Consider the following 17,231-nt stretch of genomic DNA (forward strand, 5'->3'; position numbering starts at 1 on the left):
AACGCCAATGTCGCGATGCCTAATGGCATTGCGCGCGACAAAGTCAAAAGTTTTGTCGTGCCGGATGTCTTCTGTACGGGTTTCTACTAACGGTAATTTGAATTACCGATTTGTGTGTCTGCATGGTCGATGTCGCGCTCACTGGCGGTGCATTGAACACAACAGCTCACATCGCCCATACCGAGGAGACCGTCCATGCCCATCCACAACTTTGCATCCACCTGGATGACCGACGAGCACAAGATGCTGCTGGAGTCGGCGACCCGCTTCTTCAAAGAACAGTGGGGCCCCAAGGACGAGGCCTGGCGCGCGCAAGGCATGATGGATCGCGAAGCCTGGCTGGAAGCCGGTGCCAATGGCTTCCTGTGCGCATCCATGCCCGAGGAATACGGTGGCGCGGGTGGTGACTTCGGGCACGAGGCCGCGCTGATCCTGGCCCAAGGGGCGGCAGGCCAGTCCGGTTTTGGTGGTTCGCTGCATTCGGGCATCGTGGCGCCCTACATCCTGCATTACGGCACGGAGGAACAAAAGCAGCGCTGGTTGCCCAAGCTGGCCACGGGTGAACTCATTGGCGCCATCGCCATGACCGAACCGGGTACGGGCTCTGACCTGCAAGGCGTGCGCACCACCGCTGTCCGCGATGGCGACACCTACAAGATCAACGGCAGCAAGACCTTCATCACCAATGGTCAGCTGGCCAACCTCATCGTGGTGGTCTGCAAGACCGACAAGAGCAAGGGCGCGCAGGGCATCTCGCTGCTGATGGTCGAAACCGACGCGGTCACCGGCTTCCGTCGCGGGCGCAACCTCGACAAGATCGGTATGGATGCCCAGGACACGTCCGAGTTGTTCTTTGACGATGTGGTGGTGCCCGCTGAAAACCTGCTGGGCCTGCAAGAGGGCATGGGCTTCTTCCAGTTGATGCAAGAACTGCCCCAAGAGCGCCTGATCGTGGCCGTGGGTGGCGTGGCAGCCATGGAGTTGGCCATGCAGGAAACACTGGCCTACACGAAAGAGCGTCAGGCCTTTGGCAAACCCATTTTCCAGTTCCAGAACACCCGCTTCAAGCTGGCCGAGTGCCAGGCGCTGCTGATGGCGTCGCGTGCCATGGTCGATGCCGCGATGGTGGCGCACCTCAAGGGCGAGTTGGGCGTGGAGCGCGCAGCGCTGCTCAAGTACTGGATCACCGATCAGCAATGCAAGCTGATTGACGAATGCCTGCAGCTCTTCGGCGGCTATGGCTACATGAAGGAATACGTGATCGCCCGCCTGTATGCCGATGCGCGCGTGCAGCGCATCTACGGCGGTACGAACGAGATCATGAAAGAACTCGCTTCGCGGTTCCTGTGATCCCTCATCCCTGAGATCCTCTTCCGGAAGGAACGTTCATGATCGAAGCCTACATTTACGACGCTGTGCGCACGCCGCGTGGCAAAGGCAAGAAAGACGGCAGCCTGCACCAGGCCACGCCCGTGTGGCTGTTGCGAACCCTGCTGCAGGCCTTGCAGCAACGCAGTCAACTGGACACGTCGCTGGTGGATGACCTGGTCCTGGGCTGCGTCACGCCTGTGGGCGAGCAGGGCGCGGACATTGCCCGCACCGCGGTGCTGGATGCCGGCTGGGCCGAATCGGTGGCCGGGGTGACCTTGTCGCGCTTTTGTGCGTCGGGCCTGGAGGCTGTGAACCTGGCCGCAGCCAAGATCATGTCGGGCATGGAAGACATGGTGGTGGCGGGCGGCGTCGAGTCCATGAGCCGTTGGCCCATGGGCAGCGACGGCGGTGCGTGGGCCATGGACCCACGTGTCAACACCGCTCTGAACTTCATTCCGCAAGGGGTGAGCGCCGACCTCATCGCCACGCTCGAAGGCTTCAGCCGTGCCGATCTGGATGCGTACGCGGCCGAGTCTCACCGTCGTGCGGCCGCTGCGCAGGCGGATGGGCGCTTTGACCGCTCCGTGGTGGCGGTGCAGGATCTCAATGGCCTGACGATGCTGGCCAAGGACGAAACCATTCGGCCCGGTACCTCGGTGGCATCGCTGGCCAAACTGATGCCTTCGTTCGAAATGATGGGCACCATGGGCTTTGATGCCACCGCGCTGGACAAGTACACCACCATCGAAAAGATCCAGCACGTCCATCACGCAGGCAACTCGTCCGGCATCGTAGACGGGGCCGCGCTGGTGCTGCTGGGCAGCAAAGAAGCGGGCATCAAGGCGGGCCTGAAGCCGCGCGCCAAGGTGCGCATGTGCTCGGTGATCGGCTCTGAGCCCACCATCATGCTGACCGGCCCGACGCCAGCCTGCCAGAAAGCCTTGAACAAGGCCCGCATGCAGGCCAGCGACATTGACCTGTGGGAAATCAACGAAGCCTTTGCCACGGTGCCGATGAAGACGGCCCGTGATCTGGGTGTGTCTTTGGACCGCGTCAACGTCAACGGCGGGGCCATCGCCATGGGCCACCCCCTGGGGGCTACCGGCGCCATCATCCTGGGCACGGCCCTGGATGAACTCGAGCGCAGCGGCAAGTCCACGGCCATGGCCTCGCTGTGCATTGGTGCCGGCATGGGCATCGCCACCATCATCGAACGCGTCTGATTCGGGAGGAAGACCTCATGACAGCATCTGTCGCCACCCAGGCTTTCACACTGGACATCGACGCCGATGGCATCGGCCTGGTCACCATCGACATGCCCGATCGGGCCATGAATGTCCTCAACCCCAGCTTGACCGCGCCGTTTGCCGAGCTGGTCACACGTCTGGAAACCGATGCGGCCCTCAAGGGGCTGGTGATCACCTCGGCCAAGTCCACGTTCATCGTGGGCGCGGACATCGATCAGCTCACGCAGATCACCCGTGCTGACGAGGCGTACGAACTGTGCGAGAGCCTCAAGGCCATGCTGCGCCGCATGGAAAAGTGCGGCAAGCCGGTGGTGGCGGCCATCAACGGCACGGCTTTGGGCGGGGGCCTGGAGTTGGCGCTCGCCTGCCACGCGCGCATCGTGCTCGACAGTCCCAAGACCAAGCTCGGCTTGCCAGAAGTCAAGCTCGGCTTGCTGCCGGGCGGCGGCGGCACCCAACGTGTGCCACGCCTCATCGGCATCCAGAAGAGCTTCGAGCTCATCACGCAAGGCAAGGAGCTGACCCCTGCCAAGGCCAAAGAACTGGGCCTTGTGACCGATCTGGCTGGCTCGCTGGATGAGCTGGTTGCCAAGTCCAAGGCATGGTGCCTGGCCAACCCCAAGGCGGCGGCCCCCTGGGATACCAAGGGCTTCCGCATTCCAGGCGGCGACAGCAAGAGCCCATCGGTTGTGCAAATGCTGGCGATTGCGCCCTCCATGGCCAACGCCAAAGCGCATGGCAACTATCCTGCGCTCACGCACATCATGAGCTGCTTGTTCGAAGGCTGTTTGCTGGACTTCGATGCAGGCTCGCAAGTCGAGTCGCGCTACTTTGCCGCCTGTGTGGTGTCGCAAGTCTCCAAGAACATGATTGGCACCCTGTGGCACCAACTCAATGCCATCAAGAAGGGGCAATCTCGTCCCAAGGGGCTGCCACCGTCTCAGGTCAAGAAGGTCGGCATCCTGGGGGCCGGCATGATGGGTGCGGGCATTGCCTACGTGTCGGCCAAGGTCGGCATGGACGTGGTGCTGTTGGATACCAGCCTCGAGAATGCGCAAAAAGGCAAAGCCTACTCACAAGGCTTGCTGGACAAGGCCATTAGCCGTGGCAAGAGCACGCCCGATAAGCGGGATGCCCTGCTGGCGCGCATCCACACGACCACGTCGTATGACGACCTGGCCGGTTGTGACCTGGTGATCGAAGCGGTGTTCGAAGACCGCGACATCAAGGCTGCTTGCACGCAAAAGACCGAAGCGGTGATCGCGGCTGACGCGGTATTCGCCTCCAACACCTCCACCTTGCCGATCACGGGCCTGGCCAAAGCCAGTGTGCGCCCGGCGAACTTCATCGGCCTGCACTTCTTCTCGCCCGTGGACAAGATGCCACTGGTCGAGATCATTGTCGGCGCCGAGACCTCCGATGAAACCTTGGCGCGCGGCTTTGACTACGTGCTCCAAATCGGCAAGACCCCCATCGTGGTCAACGACAAGCGTGGCTTCTACACCTCGCGCGTGTTTGCCACCTATGTGATGGAAGGGCTGGCCATGGTGGCCGAGGGCGTGCATCCACGCTCGGTCGAAGTGGCCGGGCTGAAGGCGGGCATGCCCATGCCACCGCTGGCCTTGCAAGACGAGGTGTCGCTGAGCTTGTCGCTGCACATCTCCGAGCAGACCCGCAAAGACCTCGCTGCCGAGGGCAAGCCGTATCCAGCGCATCCTGGTGAAGCCGTCTTGCAAGAGGTCTGTGGCGTGCGCGGTCGCGTCGGCAAGAAGAGCGGCCAGGGCTTGTACGACTACCAGGGCAAGGAGAAATCCCTGTGGCCTGGCTTGCTGGAGATCTACCCACCCAAGGCGGAGCAACCCAGCCAGCAAGAACTGGTGGACCGCCTGATGTTCATTCAGGCGAACGAGGCGGCACGCTGCTACGAAGAGAACGTGGTGCGATCGGTGGCGGACACCAACATCGGGTCCATCTTTGGCTGGGGTTTTGCGCCGCATCAAGGCGGCGCGCTGCAGTTCATCAATGCGATGGGTGCGCAGCGCTTTGTGGCGCGCTCGCGTGAGTTGGCGCAAGTGCATGGCGCACGGTTCGAGCCGGCTGCAGTGGTCGTCAAAATGGCCCAAGAAGGCGGTCGTTTCGAGGACGTGCTGTGAGCCCCCTGGCTTCGTTGCTCAGCGGCTTGACCGTGGTGGACCTGACCCGTAACCTGCCGGGTCCGTTCAGCACGCGCATGTTGGCAGATCTGGGGGCCACCATCATCAAGGTGGAACCGCCAGAAGGCGATCCCACGCGCCCACTGGGGGCCATGTTCAAGGCCTTGAATCATGGCAAGACATGTCGGCAGATCGACTTCCGCAAGCAAGACGATCTGGCCCGTCTGAGGGACTGGCTGGCCACGGCCGACGTCATGGTCGACAGCTTTCGGCCCGGTGTGTTGCAAGCCTTGGGGCTGGACTACCCCACCTTGCATGCCCTGAATCCGCGCCTGGTCATGGTGTCCATCACGGGTTATGGTCAGCAAGGGGAATGGGCGCAGAAGGCAGGCCATGATCTGAACTTCATGGCCATGTCCGGGGTGCTCGACCAGGTGCGCTCCACGGATGGCAGTTTGACCATCTCCAATGTGCAGTGGGGTGATCTGGCGGGTGGTTCGGCCATGGCGACGATCGCCGTCCTGGCGGGCGTGCTGGAGGTCCAGCGCGAAGGCCGTGGCCGCCATCTCGATGTGAGCATGACGCATGGGCTGTTTGCCCACCTGGTGGTGCCGCAATCCACCGCGACCTTGCTCGCCCCGATTCTGGGACATCGACCTCAGGCCGGTGAAGACCTGCTCAATGGCGGGCTGCCTTGCTACAACGTGTACCGCACCGCTGACGGCCGTCATCTGGCCGTGGGCGCGCTCGAGCACAAGTTCTGGCGTGAGGCCTGCGAGGTCTTTGGGCGCCCGGATTGGGTAGATCGTCACTGGCAACGCGGTGTCATGCCGGGCTCAAGCGATTGCGAAGCCCTGAAGCAAGAGGTCGCGGCCCTGGTGGCCAGCCAGACCTTGTCGTGGTGGGTGGCTCATTTTGCGCATGCGGATGCGTGCGTCACCCCGGTGCTCACCATGGAGGAGGCGCGAGCCCATCCGTTGTTTGCCGGGCGCACCACGGTGCAAGCGTGGACGGTCGTGCCCTGAGGGCGTTACCGGCCGTTGCACATTCACCCCATTGGAGGGGCGGGCAGCGCGTGCCCTGACTTCTAGACTCCCTGGCCAAATCATTTGAATCCCAGGGACATCATGAACTTGCCGGGCTCCTCAGGCTGGCTGGAGCGGCCGTCGCTGCGCGCCTTTGGCATGGACTGGCAGGCCTTGCTGCAGACTTGGCGAAGCGATGCACGCCTCTGTCGCTTGGACAGCGTCAGCGATGCGCGCGCCTTGCCAATCGAGTTGATGGTCGAGCGCTTTGTGCTCGATGAGGCCGTGTCCGAGCCCTTCTCGCTGCACATCCAGGCCTTGGTGCTGGATGCGCATGTGGAGCTCAAGCAGTTGTACGCGCGGCCCGTGACCCTGTGGACGACCTTGGCCGATGGGCAGCGCACCCGCCGCAGCGGCTACGTGATCGATGCCTGGTCGCTGGCAGAGGACGGCGGGCTGGCGCGCAAAGCTTTGTTGGTGCGCCCCTGGGTGGCCTTGTTGGCTCACACCCTGAACAGTCGCATCTGGCAAGACCAGTCCGTCATGGACATCGTGGATGCGGTGCTGGCCGAGCATCCGGACATCGCTGCCTGGCGTTGGGATGACGACGTGCGAGCCCACGTCTCGAACGGTCTGTTTGCGCGCAATGAAGGCTTGCGCAGTCACTGCGTGCAATATCGCGAATCCGACCTCGCATTCATTCAGCGTCTGCTGGCCGAGGAGGGGATTGCCTGGCGCGTGGTCGAAGACGATCAGGCCCCAGGCGGGCACACGGTGGTCTTCTTTGTGCGCAGCAGTGCGCAAGAGGAGGATGCCACCAGTGCTTCCGCCTTGGGTGGCGCCGGCATCCGCTTTCATGGCAGCAGCAGCCAGGAAGAGCAAGACAGCATCCAGGCGCTGATGGCCGTTCGGCAACTGGCGCCCACGGCCACGGTGCTGCAAGGTTGGGACTACAAGGCGAATGCCGCCATCACCACCGAGGTGAGCACCGACCACGAATGGGCCAGCGAAGAGGTGCGTAGCCTGCAAAACTGGTTGAGCGCCTACGACCCGACGGGGGACTTTCTCTGGTGCAATCAAGCCGAAGCGCAATTTGCTGCCCGTTGCTTGCAAGAGGCACACGAGGCTCGATACAAGACCTGGCTGGGGCATGGCACCGTGCGCACCTTGCGCGCAGGGACGTGGGCGGCCATCACCCAGTCGACGCAGGACCAAGCCTTCTTCTTCACCCGTGTGCGTGCGGTGGGCGTCAACAACCTGCCCAAGGACGCACAAGACCAGATCGACCAGTGTCTGGGCGAGGCAACTTGGCCTGATGACAGCGTCTGGATGGCCGATCAGGCCGGCCCGCATTGGGCGCTCGATGAGGCGACATGGCGTCAGCGAGCGGTTGCGACGGGGTTTGCCTGCCAGTTTGAAGCGGTGCGCCGTGAGGTGCCCTGGCGTCCCGTCTTGTTGGATGAGACCGGCATGCGCCCTCGTCCCCGCCCCACCGCACTGGGGATGCAAACCGCGATCGTGGTGGGGCCCGAGGGGGACGAGCGATGCCATGGAGCCGACGAGGTGTACACCGATGCCCTGGGACGCGTGCGGGTGCGCTTTCATTGGCAGAACGGTGAGCCGCGTGCGCGCAGTGCCCGTCACAGTTGCTGGCTGCGTGTGGTGCAGCGTTCGGCTGCAGCGGGGGCGGGGCACCAGTTCATCCCGCGCGTGGGGCAGGAAGTGCTGGTGGGCTTCTTGAACCACGACATGGACCGGCCGTTTGTGCTGGCCTCGCTGTACAACGGGCAGGGCGCCTCGGGCGAGCCGCCCACTCCCGGAGGCGAGGATGCCGTGTCCGACCGCCGTGCACTGGCCGATTCAACCGACCATCAGCCCGGCAGTCAGATGAATGCAGTGGGCCAGGGTGCAGGGGGACACAGTCCTGCTTGGCATGGTGCGGCGGCTGGTGTGGCCGCGGAGGGAGCGCTCGCTCAGAACAATGCGGCAGCCATGAGTGGCGTGAAGAGCAAGGAGTGGGGTGGGGCGGGTTTCAATCAGTGGGTGATGGATGACACCCCAGGGCAACTGCGTACGCAGCTGCACAGCACACAGCACCAAACCTGGTTGCAGATGGGACACTTGCTGCATCAGGCCGACAACCACCGGGGCAGCTTCCGCGGCTTGGGGTTTGAGTTGCGGACGGATGCCTGGGGCGGGGTGCGCGCTGCACGTGGTGTTTTGTTGAGCACCTACGGCTTGCGATCGGGCCTCAGCCAGCCAGACGATGGTGCGGGCGACAACGTGGCTGGTGTCGCGTTGGCCAAGCAGGCGCAACAGCTGACACAGGCCTTTCATCAAGCTGCCAGCACCCACAAAACCGTTGGACTGGCCACCCACGCGGGCAGTCTGAAGGCCGGCAGCAGTCTGATGGATGCCGAGGCGGCACCGGCGCACGCCTTGGTCAAGAGTCTCAATGGCACGGTCAGTGCCGTCAGCCTGGCGCACGCCCTGACTGACGCGGCCAGCAAGCATCAGCAAGCTGCTGCCGACAAGCTGCCGCACATGAGTGATCCGAATCTGGTGCTGGTGGGCAAGGGCGGCTTGGGTTTGACCGCAGGCCGAGACATCCACCTCAGTGCGCAAGACACCTTGCAAGCGGCCGCTGGACAGGATCTGACGGCAGCGGTGGGCGGCATGGTTCGTGTCCACACCGCTCAGGCAATTGGCGTGCTGGCTGGTGCGGTTCAGGCCGGGGCCGAGGCGGCGGGCAAGGGAATCACCCTGATGGCGGCGCAAGGCAACGTCGACTTGCAAGCGCAATCCGGGCCGGCCCAACTGGCCGCCAAGCAAACCCTGGAGTTGAAAACCGCCCACGGTGTGGTGAATCTGGCCGCCGCCAAAAAGGTCGTGCTGGCGGTGTCGGGTGGCGCGAGCATCACGATTGAAGGCGGGCACTTTACCGCACAGTGTCCGGGCAAGTTGTCTGTTCACGCGGGGCAGAAGTCGATGGTGGGCGGTGGTACGCAGTCTTGGCAGATGCCGAGCTTTCCTCAATCGGTTTGCGTGACCTGCATGCTCAAAGCCATGCAAGCAGGTAGCCCATTTGCTGCGCCTGCAGGCGCCTGAAGGACGCTCGGATGTTTTTTGCGGTGAACCCGTGGTCGGATGAACTCGTGCCGGCTTTGTTGCATGACGTGGCGGAGGCTCAGTCAGCATGGCCATCCTGTCATGTCGTGGTGTTGCTGGACCTGGCATTCGACGAGACATTCTTCAGTGAATGGCCTTGGCGACACATGAGGCGGCACAACGTCTATCAAGCTGGTCCACTGGCTGAGTTGAGTCGGGTGGGCTTGTGCATGCTCGAACTGTCGGACGTGGCTTCAAATCATGCCGATGCATTGCATTTGCTAAAGGGGCGAGTGAATCACAAGCCGATGTTCAGCTTGCTGATCAGTGCACTGGCACCCGACATGCTGGCCCAATCTTGGCAACCTTTCTTGCTGGCGAGGACGGCGGATGGCTTGGAGTGGCCTGTTCGTTGGGGTGACTCTCGTGTGGTGCCTCATCTTGTGGAAGCCATGACAGACGCTGAACGGACTCATTTCTTGGCGCCGCTGTATGCGTGGCTGAGCGTGGGGCGCGGTGGCAATTTGATGCGCTGGGTTGGTGGCGGCGATCACACGGCGCTGCCAAGAGATAACTCGATTTGGATGCTGGATGAGGATCGGTTCAATCGATTGATTGAACTTGCGGAAGCTGACGCTCTGCTGAGTCGAATCGATGAGGTTCGCCCTGATTTACTTCGACATCAGACGCCCTTGGCCTCTCACCGAGGCGTGACGCAGTGCTTGAGTCTGGCTGATCGCGGCGGCATACAAAGCGCGCCGGATCGCTTGGCGCTGTCCATGATCGGGTTGGGGCTTGACGATGCCTTTATGCAGCATCCAGCCTTTGAATTGCTGCTGAGAAACACGCAGTCAGGTGCCCGTTTTACTCAAGAGGTGACGGCTTTGCCTGATGAGTTCTGGCGTGCGTGCGCTAGACACCATGTCATGGCGTGATGTGAAAAGAGAGTAAGGGGTATTTAAATGCGGATTTTTTGGGCGGTAATTCTTGTTCTGATGGCAAATGGTTGCAGCGTTCAGCCAGTGCCGCCCCGAGAAGGGCCAAAAATGGTTCCGGCGATGGTTGGCATCGTCAACCACACCGGCAAATACATTTATGCCGCGGCAGTGAATGGTGCTGGTGGCGGCAATATGGATGAATACAGCGCCGGCGGAGCCAACGTATGTTGCGCCATGATTCCAGAAACGTGGCGGCCGCAAATGACCGCCACGATCCGTGTGGCATTTGCGGTTGGGCGCACGCGTACCAGCCTGAGTAAAGTGGTGGAGATTGAGCCCTATGCTCAGGCGGCGTCCATTTATGTCCATGTGTTCCCGGATGATGTGGTCAGAGTGGTTGTTTCTGAATATGGCGGCGCCAGTACCAAGCATCCCATTCCTGCGCCGGTCAAGCCTGCTGGGTGGCGACGTCAGGAGTAACGATGGAGTCGATGCTTTTGAAGGCGCCCGATGGCGCCCCTTTCTTTCCTGTGACTGCTGCATTGCAGCCGACACCGCAGACCGAAGCGCAGAATCTCATGGCACTGAGCCATGCTTTCTCCGGGGGGCTTTGCGATAGGCCGGTTGAAGTTAGTCTCTTTTTGTCGGACGTGGCGTCAAACCATGCCGAGGTCTTGCATTTGCTAAAGGGGCGAGTCAATCACAAGCCGATGCTCAGCTTGCTGATCAGTGCACTGGCACCTGACATGCTGGCCCAATCTTGGCCACCTTGCCACACCGAGTCAGCGTGGCCGCTGGATGACATGCGATTTGTGCAACTTGTGGATGCCTGTGAGCCCGACGACTGTGCTCAGTCGGATCGACACGCCGCAACCCGATTTGCTGAAACACCTATCAGCATTGGGTTGTCACGAGCGTGTCGCGCCATGTTTGCGCTTGGCGGATCATGGCGGGTTGCTTGCTGCGCCGGACTGCCATGCGATGGCGATGATTGGTTTGAATCAGGACGCGGCATTCATGACGCATCCCGACTTTTAAAAAATGCTTGATCACACGCGAGCCAGGACAGGATTTGCATCAGAAATCCATGCGTTGCCGGATGCGTTTTGGTGTGCCTGTAAGAGGCAACGTAGAGACTGATTGACAGAGTTAGTGGAGCAGGGAGAACAGATGAACTGGTTGAGAGTGGGGCTGCTGGCCTTGAGCGTGGGTGGCTGTGGCAGCCAACCTGTCGAGGTGGAGACCGAAAAAATGTATGGGGCCAGCGTCGGCATCGTGAACCATACGGAAAAGTATGTCTACTCCGCTGTGGTGGATGGAGCTGGTGGTGCCAATATGGATGAATATGCCGCAGGTGGGCCCGAGGTTTGTTGCGCCAGACTGCCGAAGGTTTGGCGTCCTGGACTGAAGGCAACGGTTCGGGTCACCTTTGCGGTAGGCAGGACCCTCTCGTACTTGACGAAGACTGTGGACGTGGAGCGTTACGACACACCGGGATCAATTTACATCCATTTGTTTCCTGGTGATCAGGTCCGCGTTGTGGTCTCTGAGTATCCGGGGTATAGCTCAGGGCACCCTATTCCTCGACCGGTGAAGCCTGTTGGCTGGACGCGGGTGGAGTGATTCTATGTGCACCCACAGTATGAAAGCCCCTCCTGGCGATGCGCCCTATGTCCCGGTTGCCACCGCTTTGGTGCTGGGCGGGAAATCCCAAGCGTTCAGCGCTTTGGCCACGAGCTCGGCGAGCACGGTCGGCTTGTGTGACATTCCTGTTGAGGTAGGGGTGTTCTTTGACGGCACGAACAACAACATGGCGCGAGACCTGCATGGTGAGCGCATTGCTGTCCCGCACAGAGACGACGTGACGCACAAAAGTACAGGGCGAGCAAGCGCAGCCGTAACGGCAGAAAATGAGGCAAGCACTCCAATCCATCGAAGGGACGGACGTTTGCCTCCCAATGAATGTTGCCATAGCAACGTGGTACGTCTCTTTCGCTCATTTCCGAGAGGCAAGCGAGCGTCCGGCATCCATGGCTTCTACATCCAAGGGGTGGGAACACCTTTTCGAGAGATCGGTGAGCCCACTGAGTCATCTGAAGGGAAAGCCTTTGCCAAAGGCGGGCTGGCGCGAATCGTTTGGGGGATCTTGCAAGTTTTGAATGCAGTCCATGCGACGGTGGCAAATCAGGCAGCTGTTATGTATAGCGACGACATGGTCGGTGAGCTCGCTGTCGCTTACGACCGCGAAGTCGGGCAGCGCCGCGATGCCTCAGACCTTCAAAGCCCGGTGGTCACGCATCAAGACTGGTTTGCCCCTCATCTTGCCAAGCTGCGAGCAGCCTTGGATGCCAAACCCAAGCCGCATGTGCCATCCGTCGATGTGTCGGTGTTTGGCTTTTCTCGCGGTGGTGCCGAGGCGGTGGCCTTTTGTCATTTGTTCGGGCAACTCTTGGATGGCGGCAAGCTCGCCGGGATCAAGGCCAACATCCGATTTTTGGGCGTCTTCGATGTTGTCGCGTCTGTGGGGGGCTCTGCCTCCGTGGCGAAGACTTTGCCGATGCCTGGGGCGCTGTTTGACGGACATTGGTCGTGGGCCAACTTCGTTGACAAGCCGTTGCCGGAATGTGTGAAGAAGGGGGTTCATCTGATTGCTGCACACGAGATGCGGATGAACTTTCCTGTGACTCGGCAGGTAGGCGGGGCCATGCAAGAGTACCTCTATCCTGGTGCCCACTCCGATGTGGGCGGCGGCTATGCCCCAGGCGAGCAGGGGAAAGGGCGCGAAGGGCAAGCCAGTTTGCTTTCTCAGATTCCACTGGCGCACATGTATTTGGCAGCGCGAGAAGCTGGCGTGCCCTTGCTGGCATGGTCTGAAATGCAAGTTGAGATCAGAGAGGACTTTGAGATCGACGCTTCATTGGCCAGTGCGTGGACGGCGTACACCCGGGCGTTGAATGGCCATGGGGGAAGTCTGAAGAAGCACATGGCGCTTTTCTACCGATGGCGAGCCATGCGCTTGAGCAACTTGGCCTCGACGGCCAGCTTTCAGGCTGCCAGCGAGCAAGATCAGGAAGACTTGTTGTCGGCCAATCAACTGCTGGTCGGTGACTTGGCGGCATTGACTTATCGCCAATCGCGGGTGCAGGTCGATCGCCGATCTGTGGCGGATCGGCCTTTTTACGGACCGGAAGATCGCTTGCGCATCAACCAGTGGCAGGGCATTCGGGCCAACTCACACACGGCGCTGGATGAGTGGGAGCAGTTTGCCATCGGGCACTTTGAGCAGGCGGTGCCCCTCCCGGACGAGGCTGCCAGGTTCTTTGATGACTATGTTCACGACTCGTTTGCATCGTTCTACCTGGCTGGCGAGACCTCCGAATACGACAAGCGCAAGCGTGTAAAAGAGATCATGCGGAAAGATCCTGACGATTTGAATGCCTTCGAAACACGCGTGAGAGACCTGACCTTGCGCGCGCAGGCTGCGCTGGATAAGCGGGTGCGGGGGGAGTCGTTGACGACGGAAGAGGCTCGACTGGCCGATGAGGCGCAATACGGCACACCGTACCCCGTGATGAAAGACTCGGATGCGGGCGATCTGATCGGTGGCATCGACAAGGTGGCCGTTCGGACGCAAACGGCGACGCGCCGAGAAGGGGGTGGTTACATCCTGCGGCGGGGCTACTACCCGCACAGTGGCTTCTTCATCCGTCGCAGCATCCATGACGACGAGTTGATGACGCAGCCCAATGAGGATGGCGTGGCGGTGAATTACGTCTGGAGCGATCACCTGGCGGTCGATGTGCCGCGAGCCATGGTCAAACAGACCGCGATGGCCGCGGCCACGTCGCGTCAAGCCGCCCCTGAATTGATTTCGTGATCAGGCTTTTTGTCCGCCACAGCCATCCCCCCACACCACCTCGCTCAGGCTGCGCTGCATGAGCACTGCGCCGTGGCGCACCGACAGCAGCGCCTGTCCTTGCGTACGCAGGACCTCGTAGTCGGTGTCGGCGGACAGCACGACAAAGTTCGCCGGGCGCCCCACATCCAGGCCGTAGGCTGAGTCCAGGTGCATGGCGCGCGCGCTGTGCTCGGTCACGAAGTCAAGCGCGCGTTGCAGGTCGTCGTAGCCCAGCATGTGGCAGATGTGCAGGCCCGCGTCCAGGATGCGCAGGATGTTGCCATTGCCCAAGGGGTACCAGGGGTCGACGATGGAGTCTTGCGCGAAGCACACATTCAGCCCCGCCCGGTCGAGCTCAGGCACGCGTGTCAGTCCCCGTCGCTTGGGATAGGTGTCGAACCGCCCCTGGAGGTGGATGCTTTCGGTGGGGCAGCAGATGAAGCTCAGGTTGGCTTGCTTGAGCAGGCGAAACAGTTTGGAGCAGTAGGCGTTGTCGTAGGAGCCCATCGCGGTTGTGTGGCTGGCCGTGACCCGCGCCCCCATGCCACGCACGCGGGTGGCTTCGGCCAGCACCTCCAGAAAGCGCGAGGCCGGGTCATCTGTTTCGTCGCAATGCACGTCGACCAGACGGTTGTGACGCTCGGCCAAGTCCATCAGGAAGTGGATGGAGGACACGCCCTGGTCCCGCGTGTTTTCGAAGTGCGGAATGCCGCCCACCACGTCCACCCCCATGGCCACGGCCTCGGTCATCAGGGCGCGGCCATTTGCAAAGGACTCGATGCCTTCTTGGGGGAAGGCGACGACCTGCAGGTCCACCCAGGGGCGGGCCTCTTCGCGCACTTCGAGCAGGGCATGCAGGGTGCCCAAGCCTGGCTCCGTGACATCGACATGGGTGCGAACGTGCTGAATGCCGTGGGCGGCGAGCATGCGGATGGCGCGGTGGGCACGCGATTTGGTGTCTTCGTGGGTGACCAGGGCTTTGCGCTCGGACCAGCGCTCGATGCCTTCGAACAGAGTGCCACTGAGGTTCCATGCTGGCTCGCCTGCCGTCAGGGCGGCATCCAGGTGGATGTGCGGCTCAACCAGGGGCGGGATCACCAGGCGCGATTGCGCATCCAGGCCGTCTGGACCAAGATCACGCGTGTCGGCTTGAGGGGTGATGGCGGTGAAGACGCCGTTGTGCCAGTGCAGGGTGAAGAGGCCAGTTTGGCGGCGCAGTCGGGCATTGACGATGTGGTTCATGTCATGACTCCTGGTGAGGTGAGCAAGGCATGCAAACGCCATGCCGCGTGGGGGCATCGCGCCATGTCCTGCATGTCAGCTTGACACAGAGTAAGCTGCACTTCATTCAAGGAGAGCCGAGTCATGTTGCAAGGTGTGGTCCGGGCCCAGGCCCGAGGTGCTGAGGGGGTGCGTCAGTGGGGCGCGGCGTGCGTGCTGGCCCTGGCGTCGTGGGGTGTGCACGCAGCGGACAATGCGGCGTGTCCGTATTTGCTGGACAAGACCTTCCCCCGATTGCAGGATGAAAAGCCGCAGTCGCTGTGCCAGTACACCGGTAAGGTGGTGCTGGTGGTCAACACCGCCAGCTATTGCGGCTTCACGGGGCAGTACAAGGGGCTGGAAGAGCTGTATGCCCGTTACAAGGACCGTGGCTTGGTGGTGCTGGGCTTTCCGTCGAACGACTTTGGTCAGCAAGAGCCAGGTTCAGCCAAAGAGATTGCGGACTTTTGCGCCAACACGTTTGGTGTGAAGTTCCCGATGTTTGCCAAGAGCCACGTGACGGGCAAAGAGGCCAATCCGCTGTTCGCAGAGTTGACCAAGGTGTCGGGTACGCGCCCGAAGTGGAACTTCTACAAGTACCTGATCGCCCGTGATGGCAAGTCCGTCGAGGCGTACAACAGCCTGACCGGGCCAGACAGCAGCAGCTTGATCGAGGACATCGAGAAGGCCTTGGCTGCCAAGTAAGCCGGGCTCGATTCGGCGCGCAAGGGGCAAAAAAAAGCCTCACCGGGTGGTGAGGCTTTGTAAACCCTGAGTTGTTGTGCCGTTGTTCTGGTTCGCTCCCTTGATCTGACTTTTCGTGTGATGACAGCACTTGGGTACGACTGTAATGAGTTTTGTGCAGAGCAGCATCCCCCTCTGGAGGGTGCGCCACGGGTAAACCGCCTGTTCGCGGGGCATGAATGACGTGCAATCCGACACGCGTCAGGCGTTCGCGTGAGCCAGGGGCTATCAAGTGCGTTCGGGGCAGGACGAAGAAGCGGTCATCATGGGTCGATCAGACCCGGCGACCGAGGAGTCCTTGTCCATGCACATGCTTTACAACTCTGACAGCTACGCTGTTGTCGAGATCGAAATGCCGACGACCGGTCTGCAGGCTGTGCACGACACGCACGCCAGCCTCACCCGGGGAGGCTTTGAGATCGTGGACAAATTCGCGCGCAAGGAAATCTTCATTGAAGGGGCTCTGGCAGAGACTTTCAAGGAAGGGGTGGAGGCCTTGATCGAGAGCGCGCCCAGCATTGAAGAATTCGACGCCTATCTGGAGCGTTATGCCGGCATGGCTCAGCAGCCAGTGGTCGTGCATTGACGGCCGATCATGAGTAGCGTCTGGATCGGGCTGCTGGCAGTGGGCGCATTGCTGGTGGGGGCGGCTGGCGCCTGGATTTGGCACCGGCGGTACAAGCCGCGAGCCAGCGAGACCGCGCAGCACCGTGCGGAGGTGGCGGCCGATGAGGCCGCACGTGCGCGTGCTGTCACGCATGATCCTTTGACGGGCTTGGCCACGCGTTTGCTGCTGGAAGATCGCTTGGCCGCAGCCGCCATGCGTGCAGACATTCGTGAGCAGCACATGGCGCTGCTGTATGTCGATCTGGATGGATTCAAGGCCATCAACGATTCCATGGGGTACCGACGCGGCGATGAGCTGTTGTCCGAAGTCGGGCGCCGCTTGCTGTGCATTGGCCGGTCCACCGATGTCGTGGCACGTCTGGGGGCCGACGAGTTTTTGATGCTGCTGGATGGTGACCCGGATGCGACGTCGTCTGCGCTGGTGGCCGATCGGGTTCGTCAAAGCTTGCAGGAGCCGTATCACGTCGGTGGCCGAGAGGTTCACTTGTCGTGCTCGATCGGCATCGTGCTGTATCCGGACCATGGGCCCCGTGCGCGCTTGATTGCGCGGGCGGACGCGGCCATGCTGGCGGCCAAGCGTGCGGGCGGCAACATGCATTGCTTCTATGAGCGGCGCATGGAGGCCGATCAGGACGTGGCCATTGAGTTGCAGCGCGATTTGCGGCGCGCGATCGAGACCAACCAGGGCTTGATGCTGCACTATCAGCCCAAGATCGACACCCCGAGTTCGACACCAAAATGCCGATTTCGCGTTTTTGGTGAAGCCGCTTCCATGTGAATCAACGACTTATGCACATTTTTGCGGAAGTTTTGTAGTGGCAACTGCATGAATGCTTTGTAGTGGCGCAATTGGGGTGTTG

The 17,231-nt window shown here is 61.4% G+C and carries 14 protein-coding genes; 13 read left to right on the forward strand and 1 reads right to left on the reverse strand.

The window, feature by feature from the left end; translation table 11 throughout:
* Positions 1-195: 195 nt before the first annotated feature.
* The 10 genes from ACMV18_RS12295 (at position 196) to ACMV18_RS12340 (ending at position 13,719) form a co-directional block, all read left to right on the forward strand.
* Positions 196-1,350 (forward strand): acyl-CoA dehydrogenase family protein, encoded by a 1,155-nt coding sequence (locus ACMV18_RS12295; RefSeq protein WP_420818084.1) that lies wholly within the window; start codon positions 196-198, stop codon positions 1,348-1,350.
* Between the two features lie 38 nt (positions 1,351-1,388).
* Positions 1,389-2,594: an acetyl-CoA C-acetyltransferase gene (locus ACMV18_RS12300; RefSeq protein ID WP_374255662.1), complete on the forward strand. Its 1,206-nt coding sequence runs from the start codon at positions 1,389-1,391 to the stop codon at positions 2,592-2,594.
* A gap of 17 nt (positions 2,595-2,611) precedes the next feature.
* Positions 2,612-4,771 (forward strand): 3-hydroxyacyl-CoA dehydrogenase NAD-binding domain-containing protein, encoded by a 2,160-nt coding sequence (locus ACMV18_RS12305; RefSeq protein WP_420818085.1) that lies wholly within the window; start codon positions 2,612-2,614, stop codon positions 4,769-4,771.
* Positions 4,768-5,796: a CaiB/BaiF CoA transferase family protein gene (locus ACMV18_RS12310; RefSeq protein ID WP_420818086.1), complete on the forward strand. Its 1,029-nt coding sequence runs from the start codon at positions 4,768-4,770 to the stop codon at positions 5,794-5,796. Before ACMV18_RS12305 ends, ACMV18_RS12310 begins: the two co-directional genes overlap by 4 nt.
* A gap of 102 nt (positions 5,797-5,898) precedes the next feature.
* Positions 5,899-8,904, forward strand: a complete 3,006-nt coding sequence (locus tag ACMV18_RS12315) for a type VI secretion system Vgr family protein (protein WP_420818087.1) — start codon at positions 5,899-5,901, stop codon at positions 8,902-8,904.
* Positions 8,905-8,915: 11 nt separating this feature from the next.
* The gene (locus ACMV18_RS12320; protein ID WP_420818088.1) at positions 8,916-9,839 is read left to right on the forward strand and encodes a DUF4123 domain-containing protein; all 924 of its coding nucleotides are present in this window, start codon (positions 8,916-8,918) and stop codon (positions 9,837-9,839) included.
* Between the two features lie 27 nt (positions 9,840-9,866).
* Entirely contained in the window at positions 9,867-10,322 is a 456-nt protein-coding gene (locus tag ACMV18_RS12325) for a DUF3304 domain-containing protein (protein ID WP_420818089.1), read from the forward strand.
* 2 nt (positions 10,323-10,324) lie between these two features.
* Positions 10,325-10,891 (forward strand): hypothetical protein, encoded by a 567-nt coding sequence (locus ACMV18_RS12330; protein WP_420818090.1) that lies wholly within the window; start codon positions 10,325-10,327, stop codon positions 10,889-10,891.
* 121 nt (positions 10,892-11,012) lie between these two features.
* Positions 11,013-11,465 (forward strand): DUF3304 domain-containing protein, encoded by a 453-nt coding sequence (locus tag ACMV18_RS12335; RefSeq protein WP_420818091.1) that lies wholly within the window; start codon positions 11,013-11,015, stop codon positions 11,463-11,465.
* Between the two features lie 574 nt (positions 11,466-12,039).
* Positions 12,040-13,719: a T6SS phospholipase effector Tle1-like catalytic domain-containing protein gene (locus tag ACMV18_RS12340; RefSeq protein ID WP_420818092.1), complete on the forward strand. Its 1,680-nt coding sequence runs from the start codon at positions 12,040-12,042 to the stop codon at positions 13,717-13,719.
* Here ACMV18_RS12340 and codA read toward each other — a convergent pair whose 3' ends face one another.
* The gene (gene codA / locus ACMV18_RS12345) at positions 13,720-14,982 is read right to left on the reverse strand and encodes a cytosine deaminase (protein ID WP_420818093.1); all 1,263 of its coding nucleotides are present in this window, start codon (positions 14,980-14,982) and stop codon (positions 13,720-13,722) included.
* Between the two features lie 123 nt (positions 14,983-15,105).
* Here codA and ACMV18_RS12350 point away from each other — a divergent pair, with 123 nt between their 5' ends.
* From ACMV18_RS12350 to ACMV18_RS12360, 3 genes are all read left to right on the forward strand, one after another.
* A complete protein-coding gene (locus tag ACMV18_RS12350; RefSeq protein WP_420818094.1) occupies positions 15,106-15,705 on the forward strand; it encodes a glutathione peroxidase in 600 nt (199 codons plus the stop codon).
* A gap of 343 nt (positions 15,706-16,048) precedes the next feature.
* Positions 16,049-16,330 (forward strand): DUF3567 domain-containing protein, encoded by a 282-nt coding sequence (locus tag ACMV18_RS12355; RefSeq protein WP_420818095.1) that lies wholly within the window; start codon positions 16,049-16,051, stop codon positions 16,328-16,330.
* Between the two features lie 9 nt (positions 16,331-16,339).
* The gene (locus tag ACMV18_RS12360; protein ID WP_420818096.1) at positions 16,340-17,149 is read left to right on the forward strand and encodes a diguanylate cyclase domain-containing protein; all 810 of its coding nucleotides are present in this window, start codon (positions 16,340-16,342) and stop codon (positions 17,147-17,149) included.
* The last annotated feature ends 82 nt before the right edge of the window (positions 17,150-17,231 follow it).

The sequence above is a fragment of the Aquabacterium sp. genome (genome assembly GCF_048860245.1).
Lineage (GTDB): Bacteria > Pseudomonadota > Gammaproteobacteria > Burkholderiales > Burkholderiaceae_C > Aquabacterium.

What these genes read in the sequence shown, in the direction of transcription:
- ACMV18_RS12305 (WP_420818085.1), top strand. Translation starts at nt 2,612, where the DNA reads ATGACAGCATCTGTCGCCACCCAGGCTTTCACACTGGACATCGACGCC.
- ACMV18_RS12330 (WP_420818090.1), top strand. Translation starts at nt 10,325, where the DNA reads ATGGAGTCGATGCTTTTGAAGGCGCCCGATGGCGCCCCTTTCTTTCCT.
- ACMV18_RS12340 (WP_420818092.1), top strand. Translation starts at nt 12,040, where the DNA reads ATGTATAGCGACGACATGGTCGGTGAGCTCGCTGTCGCTTACGACCGC.
- ACMV18_RS12320 (WP_420818088.1), top strand. Translation starts at nt 8,916, where the DNA reads ATGTTTTTTGCGGTGAACCCGTGGTCGGATGAACTCGTGCCGGCTTTG.
- ACMV18_RS12300 (WP_374255662.1), top strand. Translation starts at nt 1,389, where the DNA reads ATGATCGAAGCCTACATTTACGACGCTGTGCGCACGCCGCGTGGCAAA.
- ACMV18_RS12355 (WP_420818095.1), top strand. Translation starts at nt 16,049, where the DNA reads ATGCACATGCTTTACAACTCTGACAGCTACGCTGTTGTCGAGATCGAA.
- ACMV18_RS12325 (WP_420818089.1), top strand. Translation starts at nt 9,867, where the DNA reads ATGCGGATTTTTTGGGCGGTAATTCTTGTTCTGATGGCAAATGGTTGC.
- ACMV18_RS12295 (WP_420818084.1), top strand. Translation starts at nt 196, where the DNA reads ATGCCCATCCACAACTTTGCATCCACCTGGATGACCGACGAGCACAAG.
- ACMV18_RS12335 (WP_420818091.1), top strand. Translation starts at nt 11,013, where the DNA reads ATGAACTGGTTGAGAGTGGGGCTGCTGGCCTTGAGCGTGGGTGGCTGT.
- ACMV18_RS12360 (WP_420818096.1), top strand. Translation starts at nt 16,340, where the DNA reads ATGAGTAGCGTCTGGATCGGGCTGCTGGCAGTGGGCGCATTGCTGGTG.
- codA (WP_420818093.1), bottom strand. Translation starts at nt 14,982, where the DNA reads ATGAACCACATCGTCAATGCCCGACTGCGCCGCCAAACTGGCCTCTTC.
- ACMV18_RS12350 (WP_420818094.1), top strand. Translation starts at nt 15,106, where the DNA reads ATGTTGCAAGGTGTGGTCCGGGCCCAGGCCCGAGGTGCTGAGGGGGTG.
- ACMV18_RS12315 (WP_420818087.1), top strand. Translation starts at nt 5,899, where the DNA reads ATGAACTTGCCGGGCTCCTCAGGCTGGCTGGAGCGGCCGTCGCTGCGC.